We start from the raw sequence: 17897 nt of genomic DNA on the forward strand, positions 1-17897 counted from the left end.
GAAGAATCATGGCTATCACTAGCGTTTTTAAAGCCTTAGGCGACCCCGTCAGACTGGAGATGGTTCAACGCCTGTCTGACGGTTCGCCCTATACCATTGGCCGTCTCTCAGAAGGGCTTGGCATATCGCGACAGGGCGCAAGGAAACAGATACAGGTCCTCGCCTCCGCCAAGGTTATTAAGCTCAAACCTCAAGGACGCGAAACCAGCATCACCCTTGAAACCGCGTCATTGAAAATAGCACGAAAGTTTATAACCGATCTCGAAAAACAGTGGGATCGTCGACTGGAAGCGCTAAAGGATTTTGTCGAAAAATGAAGTGTTCCGTTGTCCATACTTAACTTTCCCTATTTAATTGTCGCTACTTAATTTCCCTTTCAAAATTGATTACCCAAGGTGGGCCAAGGCCCACCCTACGGCTAGAATAACTGCTTGTGGTCGAACTGCAGCGAAACGGTGCTATATTTATCAATGATATAAGCAGGCGCACCGAGCATATTACGAGTTCACTTGAATGTTCTGTCATAGGCTTTTTTATCATTTTGCAGCAAGCTTGGCCTACCTCTTTATCGTCAGATCCGTTAAGCTATGCGAAAGTTTATTTCCGCAAATTTTCGATAACAATAGACATATTTTATGGGCATTACAGAACAAGAAACTTCCCCAAAACATCTCGACCAACACACGCCCATGATGCGCCAATACTGGCAGCTCAAACAGGATCATATGGATTACCTGCTGTTTTATCGCATGGGGGATTTTTATGAGCTGTTTTACGACGATGCCAAACGCGCTGCTGAATTACTCGATATTACCCTGACCAAACGCGGCAGCTCTGCCGGCGAACCCATTCCGATGGCAGGCGTCCCCTTTCATGCGGTGGATTCTTATCTGGCGCGCATTGTTAAGCTTGGCGAGTCAGTGGCTATCTGTGAACAGATTGGCGATCCTGCCACCAGCAAGGGGCCGGTGGAGCGCAAGGTTGTTCGTATCGTAACGCCCGGAACTCTGTATGACGAAAACCTGTTGGATGCCCTTTCCGATAAGCTGTTAGCCGCGGCCTATAAAAAACGTAACCATTACGGACTGGCCTGCCTGGATATGGCCAGCGGTCGTTTCTGGTTATCAGAGTTTGAGAACAAAAATGCTTTTCAGGCAGAGCTGTTTCGAATCAAACCGGCTGAATTAATTCTGGCCGATAATCAGCAAGAGCTTACCCAAGGTTTAACCACCGCCGTCAAATGGCAACCGGACTGGGCGTTTGATTTTGAGCAAAACCGCGACAAGTTATTGAGCCACTTTGCGGTGCAGAGTCTGGCCTCTTTTGGTTGCGATGATTATGAACTGGCGATTTGTGCGGCAGGTGCCGTTTTGGACTATGCCAAGGCAACTCAGCTTAATAACTTGCCGCATATTCGCCTGTTGCAGAAACTGGAACACAGCGACCAGCTGGTTCTGGATCCAGCAACCCGTCGTAATCTGGAGCTGACCGAGAATATTCAGGGTGGTCACAGCAATACCCTGTTTGAGGTTATGAATTCGACGCAAACCGTGATGGGTGCGCGTTTACTGAAACGCTGGCTGCACACCCCGCTTCGCAATCATAACAATGTGCAAAAGCGTTTAGACAGTGTGGCTAACCTGACCCATGACCATGCCTTTGTTTCTATCCAACCGATTCTCTCTGAAATCGCTGACATCGAGCGCATTGTCACCCGCATCGCTTTGGCCAGCGCAAATCCGCGCGATTTAAAGCGTTTGCAACAAGGTTTAACTCAAGCCACCTTGCTGCTCGAAGCATTCAGCCAACTCAACATCTCCTTGGATCAGGCACAAAACATTGAGCCTTTGCCCAATATTCAGCAGCTTCTGGAACGTGCTTTAGTCGAGCAACCGCCAATGGTTATTCGTGATGGTGGCGTTATCGCCGAAGGCTTTAATACTGAACTCGATGAATTGCGCTCTTTGGCCGATGACGCCAATGAATTCATGCTGTCACTGGAGCGACGGGAAAAAGAAGAGTCCGGCATCAACACCTTAAAAGTCGGTTACAACAAGGTGCATGGTTTTTATATCGAAATCTCACGCGCGCAGAGCCATCAAGCCCCGGCGCACTATATTCGCCGCCAGACACTGAAAAATGCTGAGCGTTTTATTACCCCAGAGCTTAAAGAATACGAAGAGAAAGTCTTAACCAGTAAGACCCGCGCGCTGGCTCTTGAGAAGCGTCTGTATGACGAATTGATTCAGGAGCTGCAACAACATGTCGCTGAGATTCAATCAACTGCCAGCGCCATTGCAGAGATTGATGTACTGGCCTGTTTTGCCGAGCGCGCGACTAACCTTGGTTTTAATCGCCCGACGCTAGCTGACAATGAAGGCTTAGAAATCAAACAGGGCCGTCATCCTGTGGTTGAGTTTCACAGTAAAGAGCCCTTTATTCCAAATGACCTGAGCATTAATAATCAGGAACGCTCACTGATTATTACCGGTCCCAACATGGGCGGTAAATCCACCTATATGCGCCAAACGGCTCTTATCACCCTGCTCGCTTACGTAGGCTCTTACGTTCCAGCTGATACTGCGGAAATTGGCCCAATTGATCGTATCTTTACCCGCATTGGTGCTTCCGATGACCTGGCCAGTGGTCGCTCAACCTTTATGGTAGAAATGTCCGAAACCGCTAATATTTTGAACAATGCCACCAGCAACAGTTTAATCCTGCTCGATGAAATTGGTCGCGGCACCAGCACTTTTGATGGTTTGGCTTTGGCATCGGCTACGATTCAATATATCCACGAAAAGTTACAGTCCTACACCCTCTTCGCCACTCACTACTTTGAGCTGACGCAACAGGCTGAACAGTTGGATGCTATGGTTAACCTGCACTTTTCGGCAACCGAACATAAAGATGGTGGTCAGGAAAAACTGATCTTCTCGCACCAAATCCAGTCCGGCCCGGCCAACCAGAGCTACGGCATTCAAGTGGCGCAATTAGCCGGACTACCGAGAACCGTGATTCAACAAGCACGCCTTTTGCTGCAGCATTTTGAGCAGCATGGCACCCATGAAAGCGAACTGCCAAAGATTGAATTGGAACTCATAGAATCAGCACAATCTAATCCAGAACTGGAAGCGATGGCCGAGCTTGTGAACTCAGCTAACCTTGATGAGATGACGCCCCGCGAGGCGCTAGAACTATTGTATAAGCTGAAAGAATCGCTACAATAACGGGCAGTTAGCTTGCCGTAGAAAATAGCTAGGAGAAATTAATGGCATTCGTCGTAACTGATAACTGTATTCAATGTAAATATACCGACTGCGTAGAAGTCTGCCCGGTAGACTGTTTCTACGAAGGACCAAACTTCCTGGTCATTAATCCAGACGAATGTATTGATTGTGCTTTGTGTGAGCCAGAGTGCCCCGCCGAAGCAATTTTTGAAGAAGATGACATTCCAGCCGGCATGGAACACTTTATCGAACTCAACGCCGAATTATCAGAAGAATGGCCCAACATCACCGAAAAGAAAGATCCGTTACCGGATGCTGAAGAATGGGATGGCAAGCCGAACAAATTGGAACATCTGGAAAAATAAATAGAAGCCCTCGAAAGAGGGCTTTTTTGTATGACTATGTCATACCGCGGCTTGACCGCGGTATCCAGTGACTTTGTACTATTATGTGGGAAATGCTTTTCGCCACTCGGCGAGTCCCTTTTCTTTACTTGTCTAAAGAAAAGGGACGAAAAGAAAGGACACCCCGTGATTGAGGTTTCGCTTTGCTCAACTCCCTTCGTCTCCGCCAAGCCATTTAACGCACCGTAAAATACGTTCCATCTCCCTAAAGGGATTTCCTTCGGTCACCTGCCCGAATTTTACTATTCAAAACGTCCTGTTTTGAATTGCTATGTCTTGTCTACTACTCAGCTCAATCAAAAGTGGTTATTGGTGCTAGCCTGATAGTTTCGGAGTCACATTGATAGTATAAATTTCAGGGGTTGCCCTACTTATAATTAATAGCCTCGCATCATGGCTATAGATTATCTTCCCTCCATTTATCTGCCCATTTATAAAAATAGAAAAGTAAAAAAAGAAACAAATATAGACAGGCTATGATAATGACTGTTTCAAGAGAAAATATATCTTTTAAACCAATACTTTTATATATCAGTTCATAAATTGTGAAAATAACAAAGAAAATGAAGGTATAAACTAATGACTTTAACCAAGGTGATGAACCTTTTTCTAATTTAAATGCTGATATTAGCCCACCCAATATCCCTTCTACGACTCCATCCATTAGCTATGCACCTCACTTTCCTAATCAGTATTAACACTTTGATTTGCTTTTTGTAGAGAAAAATTTAGAAATACCAATGAATACCAGGGCAGACACACAGGTCTGCCCCTACCGATTTATGACAGTTTGTCATTCCGATAAACTAGAGTTCAAAATCCACTGACTTGGTGAAAGGTTTTACCCCAATTTCTTCGTAGATTTCATCGGGCTTATAAAGATTTTGGCCTTTGATAACCAGAGCGACCTGTCGAATATCATTCATGTCTTCCAGTGGGTTGCCGTCGATGAAGACCAGATCTGCTTGTTTACCTTCTGTAATGGATCCTACATTTTTCTCATTGCCGACTACTTCGGCTGAGGTAATGGTTGCCAGCTTGAGAACGTCGGCGTTCGAGATTCCACCTTGCGTGTAGAGAATCAGTTCTCGGTGTAGCGTGAAGCCTGCGATGCTATCGGTGCCCGGCACTACGGTAACGCCGGAGTCATGCAGTTTTTTGACCATGGCGACCATGGCATCAGCTGATTGGTTGTAAGCGTCGCGCTCTTCAGGCTTGATGTCCATCCAGGCTTTTTTGAAGCCTCTGGCAACGGTAACCGGAAGGTGGTTATAAATAGCTGCGTTTTCAGGATCGACTTTACCAGCCTCGCCCAATAACAGGCTTCTGAATACCGAAACGGTTGGATCGATTACAGTGCCCTTTTCTTTAAGCAACGCCATGAAGTCGTTAACTTCTTTGCTGTTTAAATCCAGCTCATGAGCTTTTTCGCCGGGAATGGTAAAACGAAGACGCTGACGAGTATCGATATTTTTGCCAAGGAAGTTCAGGAAAATCATATTGATGTGCTGAATTTCATCGAACCCAGCATTGACAGCTTCTTCAGCGGTCATAAAGGCTGGGATATGACCGCTCAAGCGCATTCCTTTGCTGTGAATATGCTTGGCTAGAGGCTCTATCCACGCTGGTTCCATGGAGCTGTAGGTTTTAATTTGTGGGTAACCATTTTCTGCATACCAGTCGACAGCAGCCATGGCGCTTTCCAATGAGTCTACCGTTTTGCCCATTTTCATGGCATATGGGCTTTCTCTATCCATAAAGCCTGAGCGATACACATCGCTACCCAAGATCTCATTGGCTTCACTCATGCGCTCGATATCGACGATATTGTCGTGGGTATTACCCATATCGCGTACATTGGTGACACCGGCAGGCATGTTGAGCAGACCATCGTTTTTACTTAAATGACCGTGCATATCCCACAGGCCCGGAATCAATGTCTTACCTTGTGCATCAACCTGAGTGTAATCGCCGTCTGGAATTTCAGAACCGATACGCGCAATCTTGCCGTCTTGAATTAAAATAGATTGTTCTTCAACCAACTTGCCAGAAATCACATCCACGTAATTGGCATTAGTCACAAGAATGGGCTTTTCTGAAGTGTGGATCAGCTTTTTAGCCAGGTCTTTCAGGTATTGGTTATCCGCTTCTTTCTGAATAACTTGAAGTTGCTCAAGATGTTCGCGTCCCCAACCTTCGGGGATAACGCCGAACCAGCCGCCGCCATCGGTGGCAAAGAAATTATAATCATCGTCATACCAGGCGAAATCTGGCGAGAAACCAAAACCGGTAATGCCGATCAAGTGAACCGTTTTTTCTTCCTGACCATTATTAAGCGTCACAGAATCCAGCTTGATCATGCCTGCTTCACCACTTGGCAGCAGTTCTACTTTGCCAGTTTTGGAGTTGCTTATTGCTTTTAGCAGCGCACTATTTGCAACGCCGGTTCCGTCCATTGCAACATAAAACTTTTTGCCATCGACTTTTTCCTCGCCTTGTTCATTAGTGCTTTGCCACTGGGCAATGCTGCCTTTCTGACTAAAAGACTCATCGATTGGCGCGCCAAACGCTGAAATACCTTTGACCGTTTGACTGGTAATATAACCCTGTTCATCAACGGTAATCACTTCTTCAATTTTCACCACCCGGTTGTTCCAGCCAAGTTCCATATCGCTACTGAATACGTTGCCCGACTGCTGCACAGACAAAGAGCCAGCCTGATCTTCTTTATTGTAGATATTGTATTTGGTTAACTGTGTGACTGGAGCTTGCTGGACATTATCGACATGAACTGAGTTTTCTGTTGTGCTCACTTGAGCAGAGTTATTTGAGGCCTGCTTTTCATCGTTATTGTCACAGGCAACAAGCTGACTAACGAGCAAGGCGACAGCCGCCACTTTAAAAATGGATTTAGTGTTCATAAAGGTCTTCCCCATTTGTGTTTTTTTGCGTTCTAAAGAGCTTATAGAGGAGCCGATAAGCTGTCCATATTAAGACGATTTTAAAATGTAAAAAGATGTGCACAAAAAAGTTCATCGCATATTAGCCGTAAAGTTTATAGGATGGGTTAACGCAGTGTAACCCATCGTTGTGGCCAGCATGGATTGATGGGGTACGCCTATGGCTAACCCATCCTATGAACCCAAAAGAGAGCTGGGATTCATTGTATTCATCCCAGCCTACAAGTTTAGGCAATGCATGCCCCGCCTAAGCAATTGCGACTTAAAAAGCCCCAAATACCATAAAGGCTATTCGGGGCTGGGGGCTTATGAAAAAGAATTATGAAGAATCGAGTTACGGAATTAGTTGATAATTCTCATACTGTTCGAAAGCGCTCACAAAGGAGTCTTCCTTGGCTTCTATCTGTTTAACCAGGTCACACAAAGCATCCGCTTTTTCTTCAATAAGTTTTGCTTTAGCTTCATATTTGGTTTCCATTTCCTGGCCAAACTTTTCCATGCGTTGTTCAAAAGCTTTAACTTTTTCTTCATTACCACTCATAGCGGCAGCGATCATGGAAGGTATATTGACTTCAACGAACTCAGTAACGCTTTCTTCCATTAAAGCTTCGAATTCTTTTTCAAACTCAGCACCTTCCAGATACTCAGCGATAGCTTCTGGACGTAAATGTGAGTCACTGATGTGCTGTTTCAGCTCAGCGGCTATGGTATCGACTCGAGCAATAATTTCATCCGCTTTTGCTGGATTGTGCTCCAATAGAACACCGGTCACATCGCGTACTGCCTCCAATGCCAATAATGAGGCATCTTCTGCTATATCGCTGGCAGCTGGCAGTAGTTCACGAATTTGCTGAGCATATTCATGCAACAGCTGAGTTTGCTTCGACGACAAGCTTTGAGTCTTGCCATCTAACGACAGTGTATTGCTGTCTTTAATGACCACAGATTGTTGCTTATTTTTGGTAAAAACAATCTCATTACCGTTTAGATTAACGTCATAAGCCATATCCACGTCACATGTTTGGCTTTTTGCATTTGCTACACCCGCACCAGTTGCCATCAATACTGCAATGGCTAAGGTTTTTATTTTATAGTTCATAGAATTTCCTCCGTTTATTTATAGCCATATATTCTGACTACCCTTTTAAGATGCGCTTTATTGAGAAAAAGGTTTAGTCTTTGTTTGTGTAAAAGAGGTGCTTTGGGTAACAAAGTATTGCAAAAACAGGCTATAGAAATGATTTGAAAAATTGTTGAGGAGGAAAAGGATGATAAGGCTAAATGCATTAGCCTTATCGGGTTCAGATAATGAGCTTAGACACCCATATTACTTAAACTGTTTGAAATCCGGCGCACCAAGCCCGCTAAAGACGGATGTTCCTGCTCAAATTCAACCAGACGATCCTTAAAACGCTCTAATAGAAACTCATCAGGAGCTTCACGGCTATCCTGCAAGAACAGCTTGGATTCAATCATAAACTCTAGCTTGGTGAGAACGGCCTCTTCTTTATCTGACAGGTCATGATCACTATCCAGGGCTTGCATTAGCTTTTCGGATAGTATGAGAATATCGTTCTGATTTGCGGTGGAATCGGACATAATCGCTCCTTTTGAAACATTCTTTTACCGATTGTAAGTCAAAGATACACAAAAGCCATTGGTCTTAATAGTTGTATCCCTTATAATTTGCCACGGTACTACAACAAAGAGAAGGAAACACATGAAAAAATTATTAATTATTATCGTAATTGCTTTTGCAGTTGCAGCGGGAATCTACTTCTACAAGGGTGGCAGCGCTACAGTAGCGGCCAAGGATAATTCTGTTCTTGCCTACGTGCCTGCTGACACCGTTCTATTTACAGGAAGTGTAACACCAATCAGTTTTGAAGAAGCTATGGCCATGAGCCACAAGCTAGGTCTTGATCCATCAACTTTTATTGATATGCAAGATGACAGCTTTGAACTGGGTCCAGACTCTCCTGATGCAGCACGCATCGGTCTTGGTCTTTATACCAAATACATGAAGTCATTTGCTGACAATACGACAGTTAAGACTTTAGGTATCACTGAAGCTCCTAATGCAGCGTTCTACACAGTTGGTGCTTTACCAGTTATGCGTATCGAGCTAGACGGCACTGATACTTTTGCCAAGTTAATCGAGCAAATCGAAACTGAACAAAACGTAACTGCTGATGTTAAAAACATGGATGGCGTTGAGTTCCGCGAATATGCGCTCTCAAGTGACCCTTCAGTTCCTTATACACTAGTGATCAGTTCACACGATAACCAAGCGGTTATGACTGTAAACACTCCACTATCTGACGATAAAGACATCAAAGTGGCTTTGAACAAGCCAGAGAAAAGCATCGCTGAGACAGGCCGCTTGACTAGCATGATGTCTGCAAACGACTATCTTGGTCATTCTCTATTCTTCATTGATAACCTTGCTATCATGAAAGGCGTAACTAACCCGAAAGCAAACAGCTTTGGCGTTATGTTAGACGAGTTGCTAGTAGTTAATGGCGCTCAGGGTGCTTTGGCAGATATGCAAACTCCTGCTTGTGCATCTGAGTTTACAGCCCTTACAGCTAATTGGCCTACTATGTCAGGCGGTTACACTGAGTTCAGCGCGAACGAAGCAAGTTATAAGTTCATGCTTGAAGGTGCTAACGCTGATTTGCTTAACAGCCTACAAGGTATTCGTGGTCACTTGTCAGAAAACTTGAACAACGATGATTATGTCATGAGCTTCGGCATGGGTTTTGACATGGACCAGATGGTTCCTGTGATTACTGATGTATGGCAGCGTTTGACGGAAACTCCTTATGAGTGCCCTCCTTTAGCTGAAATGCAAGCTGGCTTAAAGCAGCAAAACCCAATGATGCTAGGCATGATGACTGGTATGGTTGCTGGTATCAAAGGTATCGGTTTCGGTATCGTTGAAATGGATATGGCTGGTTTAGAGCAAGCTTCTAACAACCCAATGGCTATGGCTGACAGCATGCAAATGATTGTCACTGTAAGCGCACAAAAACCACAAGACTTATTGATGACTATGAGCTCATTTGCTCCGCAATTTGCTCAAATGGAACTGAAAGATGGTGGTGATGCTGTATCGTTGCAAGACCAGATGGGCATGCCAGCAAGTATTGCGCTTCGTGGCCATGATTTGGTTCTATTAGTAGGCGCCGATGCTCTGTCTCAACTTCCAAGCATCAAGTCAAACGACGATATTTCAAGCAATGGCTTATTCAGCATGAGCATGAACTTTGGCAAATACATGGAGCTTATCTCTTCTATGATGAACGACATGGATGCCAATTCAGAAATGGCTCAAGACCAGAAAGCTATGTTTGATAAGCTTAAAGAAGTAGACGGTACTATCAAAGGTACACTTGATATTACTGACCAAGGTGTCGTTTCAGAGACCAGCTTCAAAGCTAAATAATCTAGTCTTCATACATTAGATTCAATCAAGCCCGGTTCGCCGGGCTTTTTTGTGCCTGCTAACCATTAGCATACAGCCGCTTCAATCGCTTAACTGCTCATTATTTGATCTACATCATCTATTCGATTATTAAATAAGACTACTCTAATATAAATTGATATTTCGTTTAATACGGTTAAACGGGGATCTGAAAAGGAATCAGCGATGAAAAAAATTATTGTGTTAGGAGCAGGCATTGGTGGCATCCCAATGGCTTACGAGTTAAGAGATGAACTCAAAGATGTTGCGGAAATAACCGTGATCAGCGACCTACCCTATTTTGAGTTTACGCCGTCCAATCCTTGGGTGGCGGTTAATTGGCGAAAGAAAGAACAAATCAGAGTCGATCTGGCAGAAGTGTTTGCCAAAGGAAGCATCAAATTTATTCATAGTGCTGCCAAAAAGGTTAAGCCCGATAGTAATCAGGTTGAATTGGACAATGGCGACACGCTTGATTATGACTACCTGGTCATCGCTACAGGCCCTGCACTGGCGTTTGATGACATCAAAGGTTTAGGCCCAGAACATTTCACTCATTCGATTTGTAAAACTGACCATGCGGATAGCACTCGTCAGCATTGGGATGAATTTGTCGAAAACCCAGGGCCGATTGTTGTTGGTGCCGTACAAGGTGCGTCCTGTTTTGGTCCTGCGTATGAGTACGCACTGATTCTTGATACTGATTTGCGTAAACGCAAAATCCGCGATCAGGTGCCGATTACTTTCGTCACTTCAGAGCCCTATATTGGACATTTAGGACTGGATGGAGTTGGCGATACCAAAAGTTTATTGGAATCAAAGTTACGTGATGCCAATATTAACTGGATCACCAATGCCTCAGTTGATGAAGTCACTCAAGATGAAATCCACGTTACTGAGCATTTCCGCGATGGACAGACCATCAAGCATGACCCGATTAAGTTTAAACATTCAATGCTACTACCCTCTTTCCGTGGTATCGATGCAGTGTTTGGCATTGAAGGTTTAACCAATCCGAAAGGTTTTATCCTGACCGATAAGTATCAACGTAACCCAACCTTCAAAAACGTCTTTGCTGTTGGTGTTTGTGTTGCTATTCCACCTATTGGTAAAACTCCAGTCCCAGTGGGTGTGCCAAAAACTGGCTATATGATTGAATCCATGGTTACGGCTACCGTTCACAACATCAAAGCACTGATTGAAGGTAGAGAGCCCGATACCGAACCAAGCTTAAACGCCATGTGCCTGGCAGACTTTGGTGATGGTGGTGTAGCATTTATCGCCAAGCCACAAATACCACCTCGTAACTTGAATTGGTCTGGTAGCGGTAAGTGGGTGCATTACGCAAAGGTAGTATTTGAGAAATACTTTTTGCACAAAGTACGCCGCGGGACTTCCGAGCCGTTCTGGGAAAAGTTTATTATGGATATGATCGGTGTGAAGAAATTGAAGAAGAAATAACTAAAGCTTTGTTGGGTTACGAGGCCTTGCCTCTAACCCAACCTATAAAAGCGATGTTGATTTGTGCGCATTTCGCAACTCATACAGAGGAAAATATAGGATGGGTTAGGTGTTAGCCGTAACCCATCATAAGTCTAGCAGATAAAGACCAATTAAAATAACTAAGCCGCTTTTATCTGCTTGGCCTTCAGTGCCTGCGCAAGATCACCGATGATGTCATCTATATGCTCAAGTCCCACAGAGATACGGATTAATGTTTCACTGATGCCTGCAGCAGCTCGCTCTTCTGGTGTATAAGGCGAATGAGTCATTGAGGCTGGGTGCTGAATCAAGGTTTCTGCATCACCTAAGCTCACTGCAATACGACACATTTTCAGGCTATTCATAAAGCGAACGGCATCATCAAATCCACCCTTCACTTCAAAAGCAATCACACCACCGGCACGCTTCATCTGCTTGCCAATCAGGTGATGAGCCGGATGACTTTTAAGGCCAGGATAGTAAACCTGCTCAATCTGATCGTTGGCTTCTAAAAACTCAGCGACTTTTTCGGCATTGTCACAATGACGCTCGACACGTACCGAAAGGGTTTTCAGGCCGCGTAGAACTAACCAGGCATCATTAGGGCTCATGACCGCGCCCATATCTTTAAGCGTTGTCATTTTAATGTTTTCAATCTGCTCAGCGCTGCCGCAGGTAATACCGGCGACGACATCACCATGACCATTCAAGTATTTTGTCGCACTATGAATAATCAAATCCATACCAAAATCACTGGGCTGCTGTAACACTGGAGACATAAAAGTATTATCAAGAATGGTTAATAAATCGTGTCTTTTTGCGATATCAGAAATCGCCTGCATGTCAGCACAAACCAGGTTCGGGTTGATCGGCGTTTCAAAATAAATCAGCTTGGTGTTTTCTTTGATGGCGGCTTCGACTTCGATAGGTTTTGTAATATCAACAAAGGTTGCTTCAATGCCTAAGTCTTTAAACTTATGATTGATTAGGGCGAACGTGCAACCGTACAAAGCAGCAGACGCTACCAGATGATCTCCGGCTTTTAAGTTCGCCAACAATGTTGCAGAAACCGCACCCATGCCAGAACCAAAAGCAGCCGCTTCTTCGGTATTTTCCAAAGCCGCCATTTTCTGCTCTAGTTCGCGTACAGTTGGATTACCTAACCGGCTGTAAATATAACCCTGCTCTTCGCCAGCAAAGCGGCTTGCGCCCTGCTCGACGTTATCAAAGACAAAGGTTGATGTCTGGTGGATAGGTGTTGATAGTGATCCAAAACTAGGATCGCCGATGCGACCTGAATGGATAGCTTTGGTTTCAATATTGCTGAACTTACCTGAACTCATACGACTCTCGCTGTTGATTCTCGCCAAAATTAATCATCAAGAATATTGATAGCCGTCGTGGCCTTCACCTCCTTCAATACCAGCGTGGTATGAACCTTGGCGACTCCCTCCAGTGGAATCATCTTCTTCGATATAAAATGCTCTAAAGACTGAGTGTTTTTTACTGCGACTTTAAGCACATAATCATATTCGCCAGTGACGTTGTGGCACTCTAAAACTTCTGGCCAGGACGTCACCTTGTCTAAAATATTCTGAATCTGTTCAAAACGATGTAACTGCAAACTAAATTCAACAAAACACAAATTGTCGTAACCAATTTTTTGCCTATCAACCAAAGCAACGTATCGGGCAATCACGCCCTTTTGCTCCAAGCGCTTAACCCGTGCATGAACTGCCGGGGGCGAAAGGTTTACCTGCTTGGCAAGCTCGGCATTGGTCAGGCGACCATCGTTTTGTAGTATCTGCAGAATCTTCTGATCAACAGAATCCAGCTCTATTTCGTGTGAATATGTTACCATTTTGACTAGCTCCAAATGAATGATATTCGGCATACTAGCAGAAATGACGAATATTTATAATAAATTGCAGCTTATATAGATACATTATTCGAAAAGGAAACTTGTAACCAAAGAGAATATGAAGAATCTTCCGTCAAAATCTTCTGGTCAGACAAGAAACAGGCTACACTGGAGCTATCAACTCAAAAAAACTGATAACAATGAAGCAGTTAGTCATCTTACTTCACGGCATGGGCCGCACCCGCTTTTCCATGCGATCTTTAGAGAAATACTTTAAGAATCAGGGCTATCAAGTCCTCAATGAATCCTATGATTCACGGACAAAGCCGATTGAAATCATTGCTGAAGAACACATTGGAAAGCTTCTGCAGTCCGTCAATATCAATGACTTTGAAGCGGTTCACTTCGTCACCCACTCACTTGGCGGCATCATGCTGCGATACTATTTAAGTCATCATGAAATTAACAAGCTTGGCCGTATCGTGATGATCGCCCCGCCCAACCAAGGCAGCGAAGTAGCAGAACTCTACCGGGATAAGCTGTGGTACCAACTAGCCACCGGAAAACCCGGGCAGCAACTGTATATTCATAACAATCCGCTGCTGGAACAGCTGAAGCCAATACCAAGCGATGTTGGAATCATGATCGGAACCCGCTCCTCCGATCCCTGGTTTAATCACGCCTTTGCCGGGCCACACGACGGCAAAGTCTCAGTCCAAAGCGCCCACCTTCCTGAAATGAAAGACTTCATCACCGTCAACCACGGCCACACCTTCATCATGAACAACAAAAAAGTACAGCAACAAATTGAACACTTCTTACAGCACGGTGTTTTTGAACATTAGCTTAAAGCAACAGCCGTCATCCCGCGGCTTGACCGTGGGATCCAGTGACTTTTTCCATCGCTTTAAAGCGCATGGATTTACCCGAGGGCATTCCCTTTGGATTCCCGCCTTCGCGGGCGACCGCAGGAAGTGCCCGTGGTGAATAACAAAACTGAGAACCACAAAAAAGCCCGCAAACTGCGGGCTTCTTCTCAATCCAATTCCGATATTAACTCTCACTATCAGAACCGTTTTCCAATTTCTCTTCGTGCTTAAGATCATACGGAGGAGGATTGCCGCCCTTACCTTTAAGGTAGTGATCCATCCAACGCATTAAGCGCATAGAGTAATCTAACTGAGCCGCAGACTTTTTATTACCGTGACCTTCGCCGGGATATAGAACCAACCGCACAGGTGCATTACCTAAGGTCTTAAGGTAACGATACATTTCCATCGACTGAGATGGGTGAACACGAGTATCAGCTTCACCATGCATAATCAACAAAGGCGTTTTACCTTTTGGTGCATGATAAATTGGGCTGGTTTCCAGCATCCACTGATAGTCATCCCAAGGCCATGCGCGAGCATGTACGGCCTGCATTTCGTTAGGAATATCTGTGGTACCAAACTTAGACAGCTGATTCGAAATACCAACAAACATTACGCCTGCTGCATAGTGCTCTGATAGCGCAGTAGATGACCATGCCGTTGCATAGCCGCCATAAGAGCCACCAGTAATACCTACTTTATCGTTATCAACCATACCGTCTTTTACTAGCGCCAATTTACCGTCAAGAATATCGGTAAATTCAGGGTCTGCGTATGCATGTTGATCTAAGCGAGCGAACTCATCACCACGACCTGTGCTACCGCGGTAGTTAGGGAAGAAAGAGAAATAGCCTTGCGCTGATGCATATTGCGCCGGATCGCCATAATTGGTTTTCCAACCATTAGATTCATGCGATTCTGGGCCACCATGAATAAAGGCAATCATTGGGTAACGCTTGCCTTTCTTGTAGTTCAATGGGTACACCAGAACACCCTGAATTTTCAGGCCATCACGTGCTTCATACTCATAGGCAACTTGTTTACCAAGCGCTTTGTCGGCTAACCAAGGATTGCTATTGGTCAAACGCTCAAAGCCTTCTGCATTAAAAGCATAGACTTCGCGAGGATGAGAAGCGGTATCAGTCATGGCATAAATATCACCGTTATTAGAAACGCTCAAGCGGCTATGAATACCATTACCATAATCAACCACTGGACGATCAGCAATTTTGCGCTTCACAGCAGCTTTAACAATGCGACTTTCAACACCTTGGTGCTCGATATAAATCACATCATCGCCATTCCAGGCTATATCCATCACATGGCTGCTCAAATTAGCGACACGCTTATAGATGGTTTCATCATCAACGTCAGCAATATATAAAGCACCATTGGTTGGATCGTTGTAATCATTTGCGCCCAGGAAAGCAATCTGCTCTCCATCCGTTGACCAGACCGCTTTACCCTGCTTCCCTTCAGTTTTGAAGTTAGCAACGATATCACCGTCTAAATCAACAACCTGAAGCGATTTCTTCATGTAGATATCATCAATCAATGAAGTTGGTGAGGTTTGAATCATTAACTGATCATTCACTGGAGAAAAAGCTACCGATAATACATGATCATTAATCTCTAGCTTCGCGGGATTTTGTTTATCGTCAGACGAAGCTAACTCATATACCCAGGCATGAGTCATTTTGAGGCCTTCTTCATAGACCTTAGCTTTGAAACCTTTCTTATCAAGTTTCTCTTTGTGCTTTGGGTCTTCTTCTTTAGCAAGGAAGACCAGCTTAGAACCATCACCATTGATGGTGTAGCCGCCAATATCAGTTTCAAAACTTAAAACCTGTTGTGACTCACCGCCATCCACAGGAATCATGTAAAGTGATTTATGTTTGTCATCACCACGCTTGGCCGTGTAATAAATCGCCGAGCTGTCATGCGCCCATTGAACTCCACCAATATTCACCTCACCAGTGATAAATGGGCGCGCTTCGCCACCCTTCTTCATGACAAACAATTCATTCCATGCTGTACCGTCTTCATCAACATAAGGTGTGCGCGGTTTAGACTGTGTAAATGCAACGTACTCACCGTTCGGTGAAACATCTAAAGAAGTAACAGACTGTAACTTAGAAATATCTTCCAAGCTCATGCCACCATCTTTTGCCATCAAGCCTGTAGAGGCAAGAAGCAAACTTATAGAAATCAATAACTTTTTCATTGGTCCCCTTACGAACGTATCAATTAAGCCAAAAAATTCATGCTACAAAAATTACAAAGCGGACAGGATATAAAAAATCATACATAAGTGCCAGCCCATAAACTTATTGGCTTTGTAAAGATAATCAATGCAGAAATGCTTTGTTACATTTAGAAAATTGCCAGAGCTGGCGGCTTTGTTAAAGTGGGGGTGTGGAATTAGTATTAACTACCCCTTAGTGCTAAATCCCGCATCTCAAAATACCTCCTTCTCATTTTGAGACGCAACTTTTGCCCGCCTACTTTAGGCGGGCTTTTTTTTGTCCTGCTGAACTCGCAGACTGGCCTTAAATATCGGTTTGAAAATCGCTTCGATCTCTTGCTGAGTAAAAGTTGGGCTAAATTCCTGATACAGGCTCTCAAGGATTGCTTGTTCACGAACTGGATCGTAATCATCTACGCCTTGCTCCCGCTTAGCAACAGCCAACTGCAATACCATTTGTGTTCGCTTTTCGACCAACTTTAATAGTTCACTGTCTAATGCGTCAATCTCTGAGCGCAATCTTTGTATAACCTCTGAATTCACCGTACATCTACCGTCGTCATTAAAAATCATGGGTAAGTGGCGTCTATTATAGTAGAATTGCGCACAAAGTTGTTAAAAGCCTTTTCGGCTTGTTAAATCATCATGACTGAACGCAAAGATACCATTTTCGCAGAGCCACAGGACATCAAGAAATTCGAGTTTGACCACAAGGTTGTCGAAGTCTTTCCTGATATGATCAAACGCTCAGTACCCGGCTACACGACTATTATTCAAGGCATTGCCGAGATTGCCCAACGCTTTATCCAGCCCAATAGTAAAATATACGACTTGGGTTGCTCGCTTGGCGCGGCGTCCCTAGCAATTCGTCAAACCGTAGATCGCTCTGATTGTATGATTGTGGCGATTGATAACTCGCCGGCCATGATTGAGCGTTGTCAGATGATTCAATCGAGCTATAACTTTGCTATGCCCATTGAAGTTAAGGAAGCTGATATTAATGACCTTGAAATGTCATCGGCAAGCATGATTATTCTGAATTTTACTTTGCAGTTTCTTCCACGTGGCCATAGGCAGGAACTGGTTAGCCGTATTTATGATGCTCTGCTACCGGGTGGCTGTCTGGTTTTATCAGAGAAAATCACTTTGCAACATGACGCATTAAATGAACACATCATCGACCTGCATCATGACTTCAAGAAACAAAACGGTTACAGCGATATGGAAATTGCCCAGAAACGTGCAGCTCTTGAAAATGTATTATTGCCAGATACTCGCGAGAAACATTACCAGCGTTTTGCCAATGCCGGTTTTAGCCAATATGACAGCTGGTTCCAGCAGTACAACTTCGCCTCATTTGTCGCCGTTAAATAATAT

Annotated in this window: 14 protein-coding genes; 7 read left to right on the plus strand and 7 right to left on the minus strand. The window is 44.3% G+C overall.

Translation table 11 applies throughout. The features are described 5' to 3' along the window. Positions 1 to 8: 8 nt before the first annotated feature. From ACYTXU_RS06160 to fdxA, 3 genes are all read left to right on the plus strand, one after another. Entirely contained in the window at positions 9 to 317 is a 309-nt protein-coding gene (locus ACYTXU_RS06160) for an ArsR/SmtB family transcription factor (protein WP_462209166.1), read from the plus strand. 318 nt (positions 318 to 635) lie between these two features. Then, positions 636 to 3230, plus strand: a complete 2595-nt coding sequence (mutS, locus tag ACYTXU_RS06165; protein ID WP_462209168.1) for a DNA mismatch repair protein MutS — start codon at positions 636 to 638, stop codon at positions 3228 to 3230. 41 nt (positions 3231 to 3271) lie between these two features. Beyond that, on the plus strand, positions 3272 to 3595 hold the full coding sequence (fdxA, locus tag ACYTXU_RS06170) for a ferredoxin FdxA (protein ID WP_012801369.1): 324 nt from the start codon (positions 3272 to 3274) through the stop codon (positions 3593 to 3595). Positions 3596 to 4440: 845 nt separating this feature from the next. Here the strand turns inward: fdxA and ACYTXU_RS06175 are convergent. The 3 genes from ACYTXU_RS06175 to ACYTXU_RS06185 form a co-directional block, all read right to left on the minus strand. Continuing rightward, entirely contained in the window at positions 4441 to 6555 is a 2115-nt protein-coding gene (locus ACYTXU_RS06175) for an amidohydrolase family protein (protein ID WP_462209169.1), read from the minus strand. A 373-nt stretch (positions 6556 to 6928) separates the two neighbouring features. After that, positions 6929 to 7693: a DUF2884 family protein gene (locus ACYTXU_RS06180; protein WP_462209171.1), complete on the minus strand. Its 765-nt coding sequence runs from the start codon at positions 7691 to 7693 to the stop codon at positions 6929 to 6931. Positions 7694 to 7908: 215 nt separating this feature from the next. After that, positions 7909 to 8193 carry a DUF4404 family protein gene (locus tag ACYTXU_RS06185; protein ID WP_462209172.1) on the minus strand — a complete coding sequence of 95 codons (285 nt, stop codon included), beginning with the start codon at positions 8191 to 8193 and terminating at the stop codon, positions 7909 to 7911. A gap of 121 nt (positions 8194 to 8314) precedes the next feature. Here ACYTXU_RS06185 and ACYTXU_RS06190 point away from each other — a divergent pair, with 121 nt between their 5' ends. Together ACYTXU_RS06190 and ACYTXU_RS06195 are read left to right on the plus strand one after the other, a co-directional pair. Next, positions 8315 to 10042, plus strand: a complete 1728-nt coding sequence (locus ACYTXU_RS06190) for a hypothetical protein (RefSeq protein WP_462209173.1) — start codon at positions 8315 to 8317, stop codon at positions 10040 to 10042. Positions 10043 to 10246: 204 nt separating this feature from the next. Beyond that, a complete protein-coding gene (locus ACYTXU_RS06195) occupies positions 10247 to 11521 on the plus strand; it encodes an NAD(P)/FAD-dependent oxidoreductase (RefSeq protein ID WP_462209175.1) in 1275 nt (424 codons plus the stop codon). A gap of 161 nt (positions 11522 to 11682) precedes the next feature. Here the strand turns inward: ACYTXU_RS06195 and megL are convergent, their stop codons facing one another. Together megL and ACYTXU_RS06205 are read right to left on the minus strand one after the other, a co-directional pair. Next, the gene (gene megL / locus ACYTXU_RS06200; RefSeq protein ID WP_462209177.1) at positions 11683 to 12885 is read right to left on the minus strand and encodes a methionine gamma-lyase; all 1203 of its coding nucleotides are present in this window, start codon (positions 12883 to 12885) and stop codon (positions 11683 to 11685) included. 29 nt (positions 12886 to 12914) lie between these two features. Beyond that, positions 12915 to 13403, minus strand: coding sequence for an Lrp/AsnC family transcriptional regulator (locus ACYTXU_RS06205; protein WP_462209178.1), 489 nt, complete (start codon positions 13401 to 13403; stop codon positions 12915 to 12917). 200 nt (positions 13404 to 13603) lie between these two features. Between ACYTXU_RS06205 and ACYTXU_RS06210 the strand changes: the two genes are divergently transcribed. Beyond that, entirely contained in the window at positions 13604 to 14248 is a 645-nt protein-coding gene (locus ACYTXU_RS06210) for an esterase/lipase family protein (protein WP_462209179.1), read from the plus strand. A gap of 208 nt (positions 14249 to 14456) precedes the next feature. Here the strand turns inward: ACYTXU_RS06210 and ACYTXU_RS06215 are convergent, their stop codons facing one another. Together ACYTXU_RS06215 and ACYTXU_RS06220 are read right to left on the minus strand one after the other, a co-directional pair. After that, positions 14457 to 16499, minus strand: a complete 2043-nt coding sequence (locus ACYTXU_RS06215) for a S9 family peptidase (RefSeq protein ID WP_462209181.1) — start codon at positions 16497 to 16499, stop codon at positions 14457 to 14459. A 282-nt stretch (positions 16500 to 16781) separates the two neighbouring features. Continuing rightward, positions 16782 to 17063 (minus strand): chorismate mutase, encoded by a 282-nt coding sequence (locus ACYTXU_RS06220; RefSeq protein WP_462209183.1) that lies wholly within the window; start codon positions 17061 to 17063, stop codon positions 16782 to 16784. Between the two features lie 102 nt (positions 17064 to 17165). Between ACYTXU_RS06220 and cmoA the strand changes: the two genes are divergently transcribed. After that, positions 17166 to 17894, plus strand: coding sequence for a carboxy-S-adenosyl-L-methionine synthase CmoA (gene cmoA / locus ACYTXU_RS06225; protein WP_462209184.1), 729 nt, complete (start codon positions 17166 to 17168; stop codon positions 17892 to 17894). Positions 17895 to 17897: the final 3 nt, after the last annotated feature.

It is taken from the genome of Kangiella sp. M94, assembly GCF_054926195.1.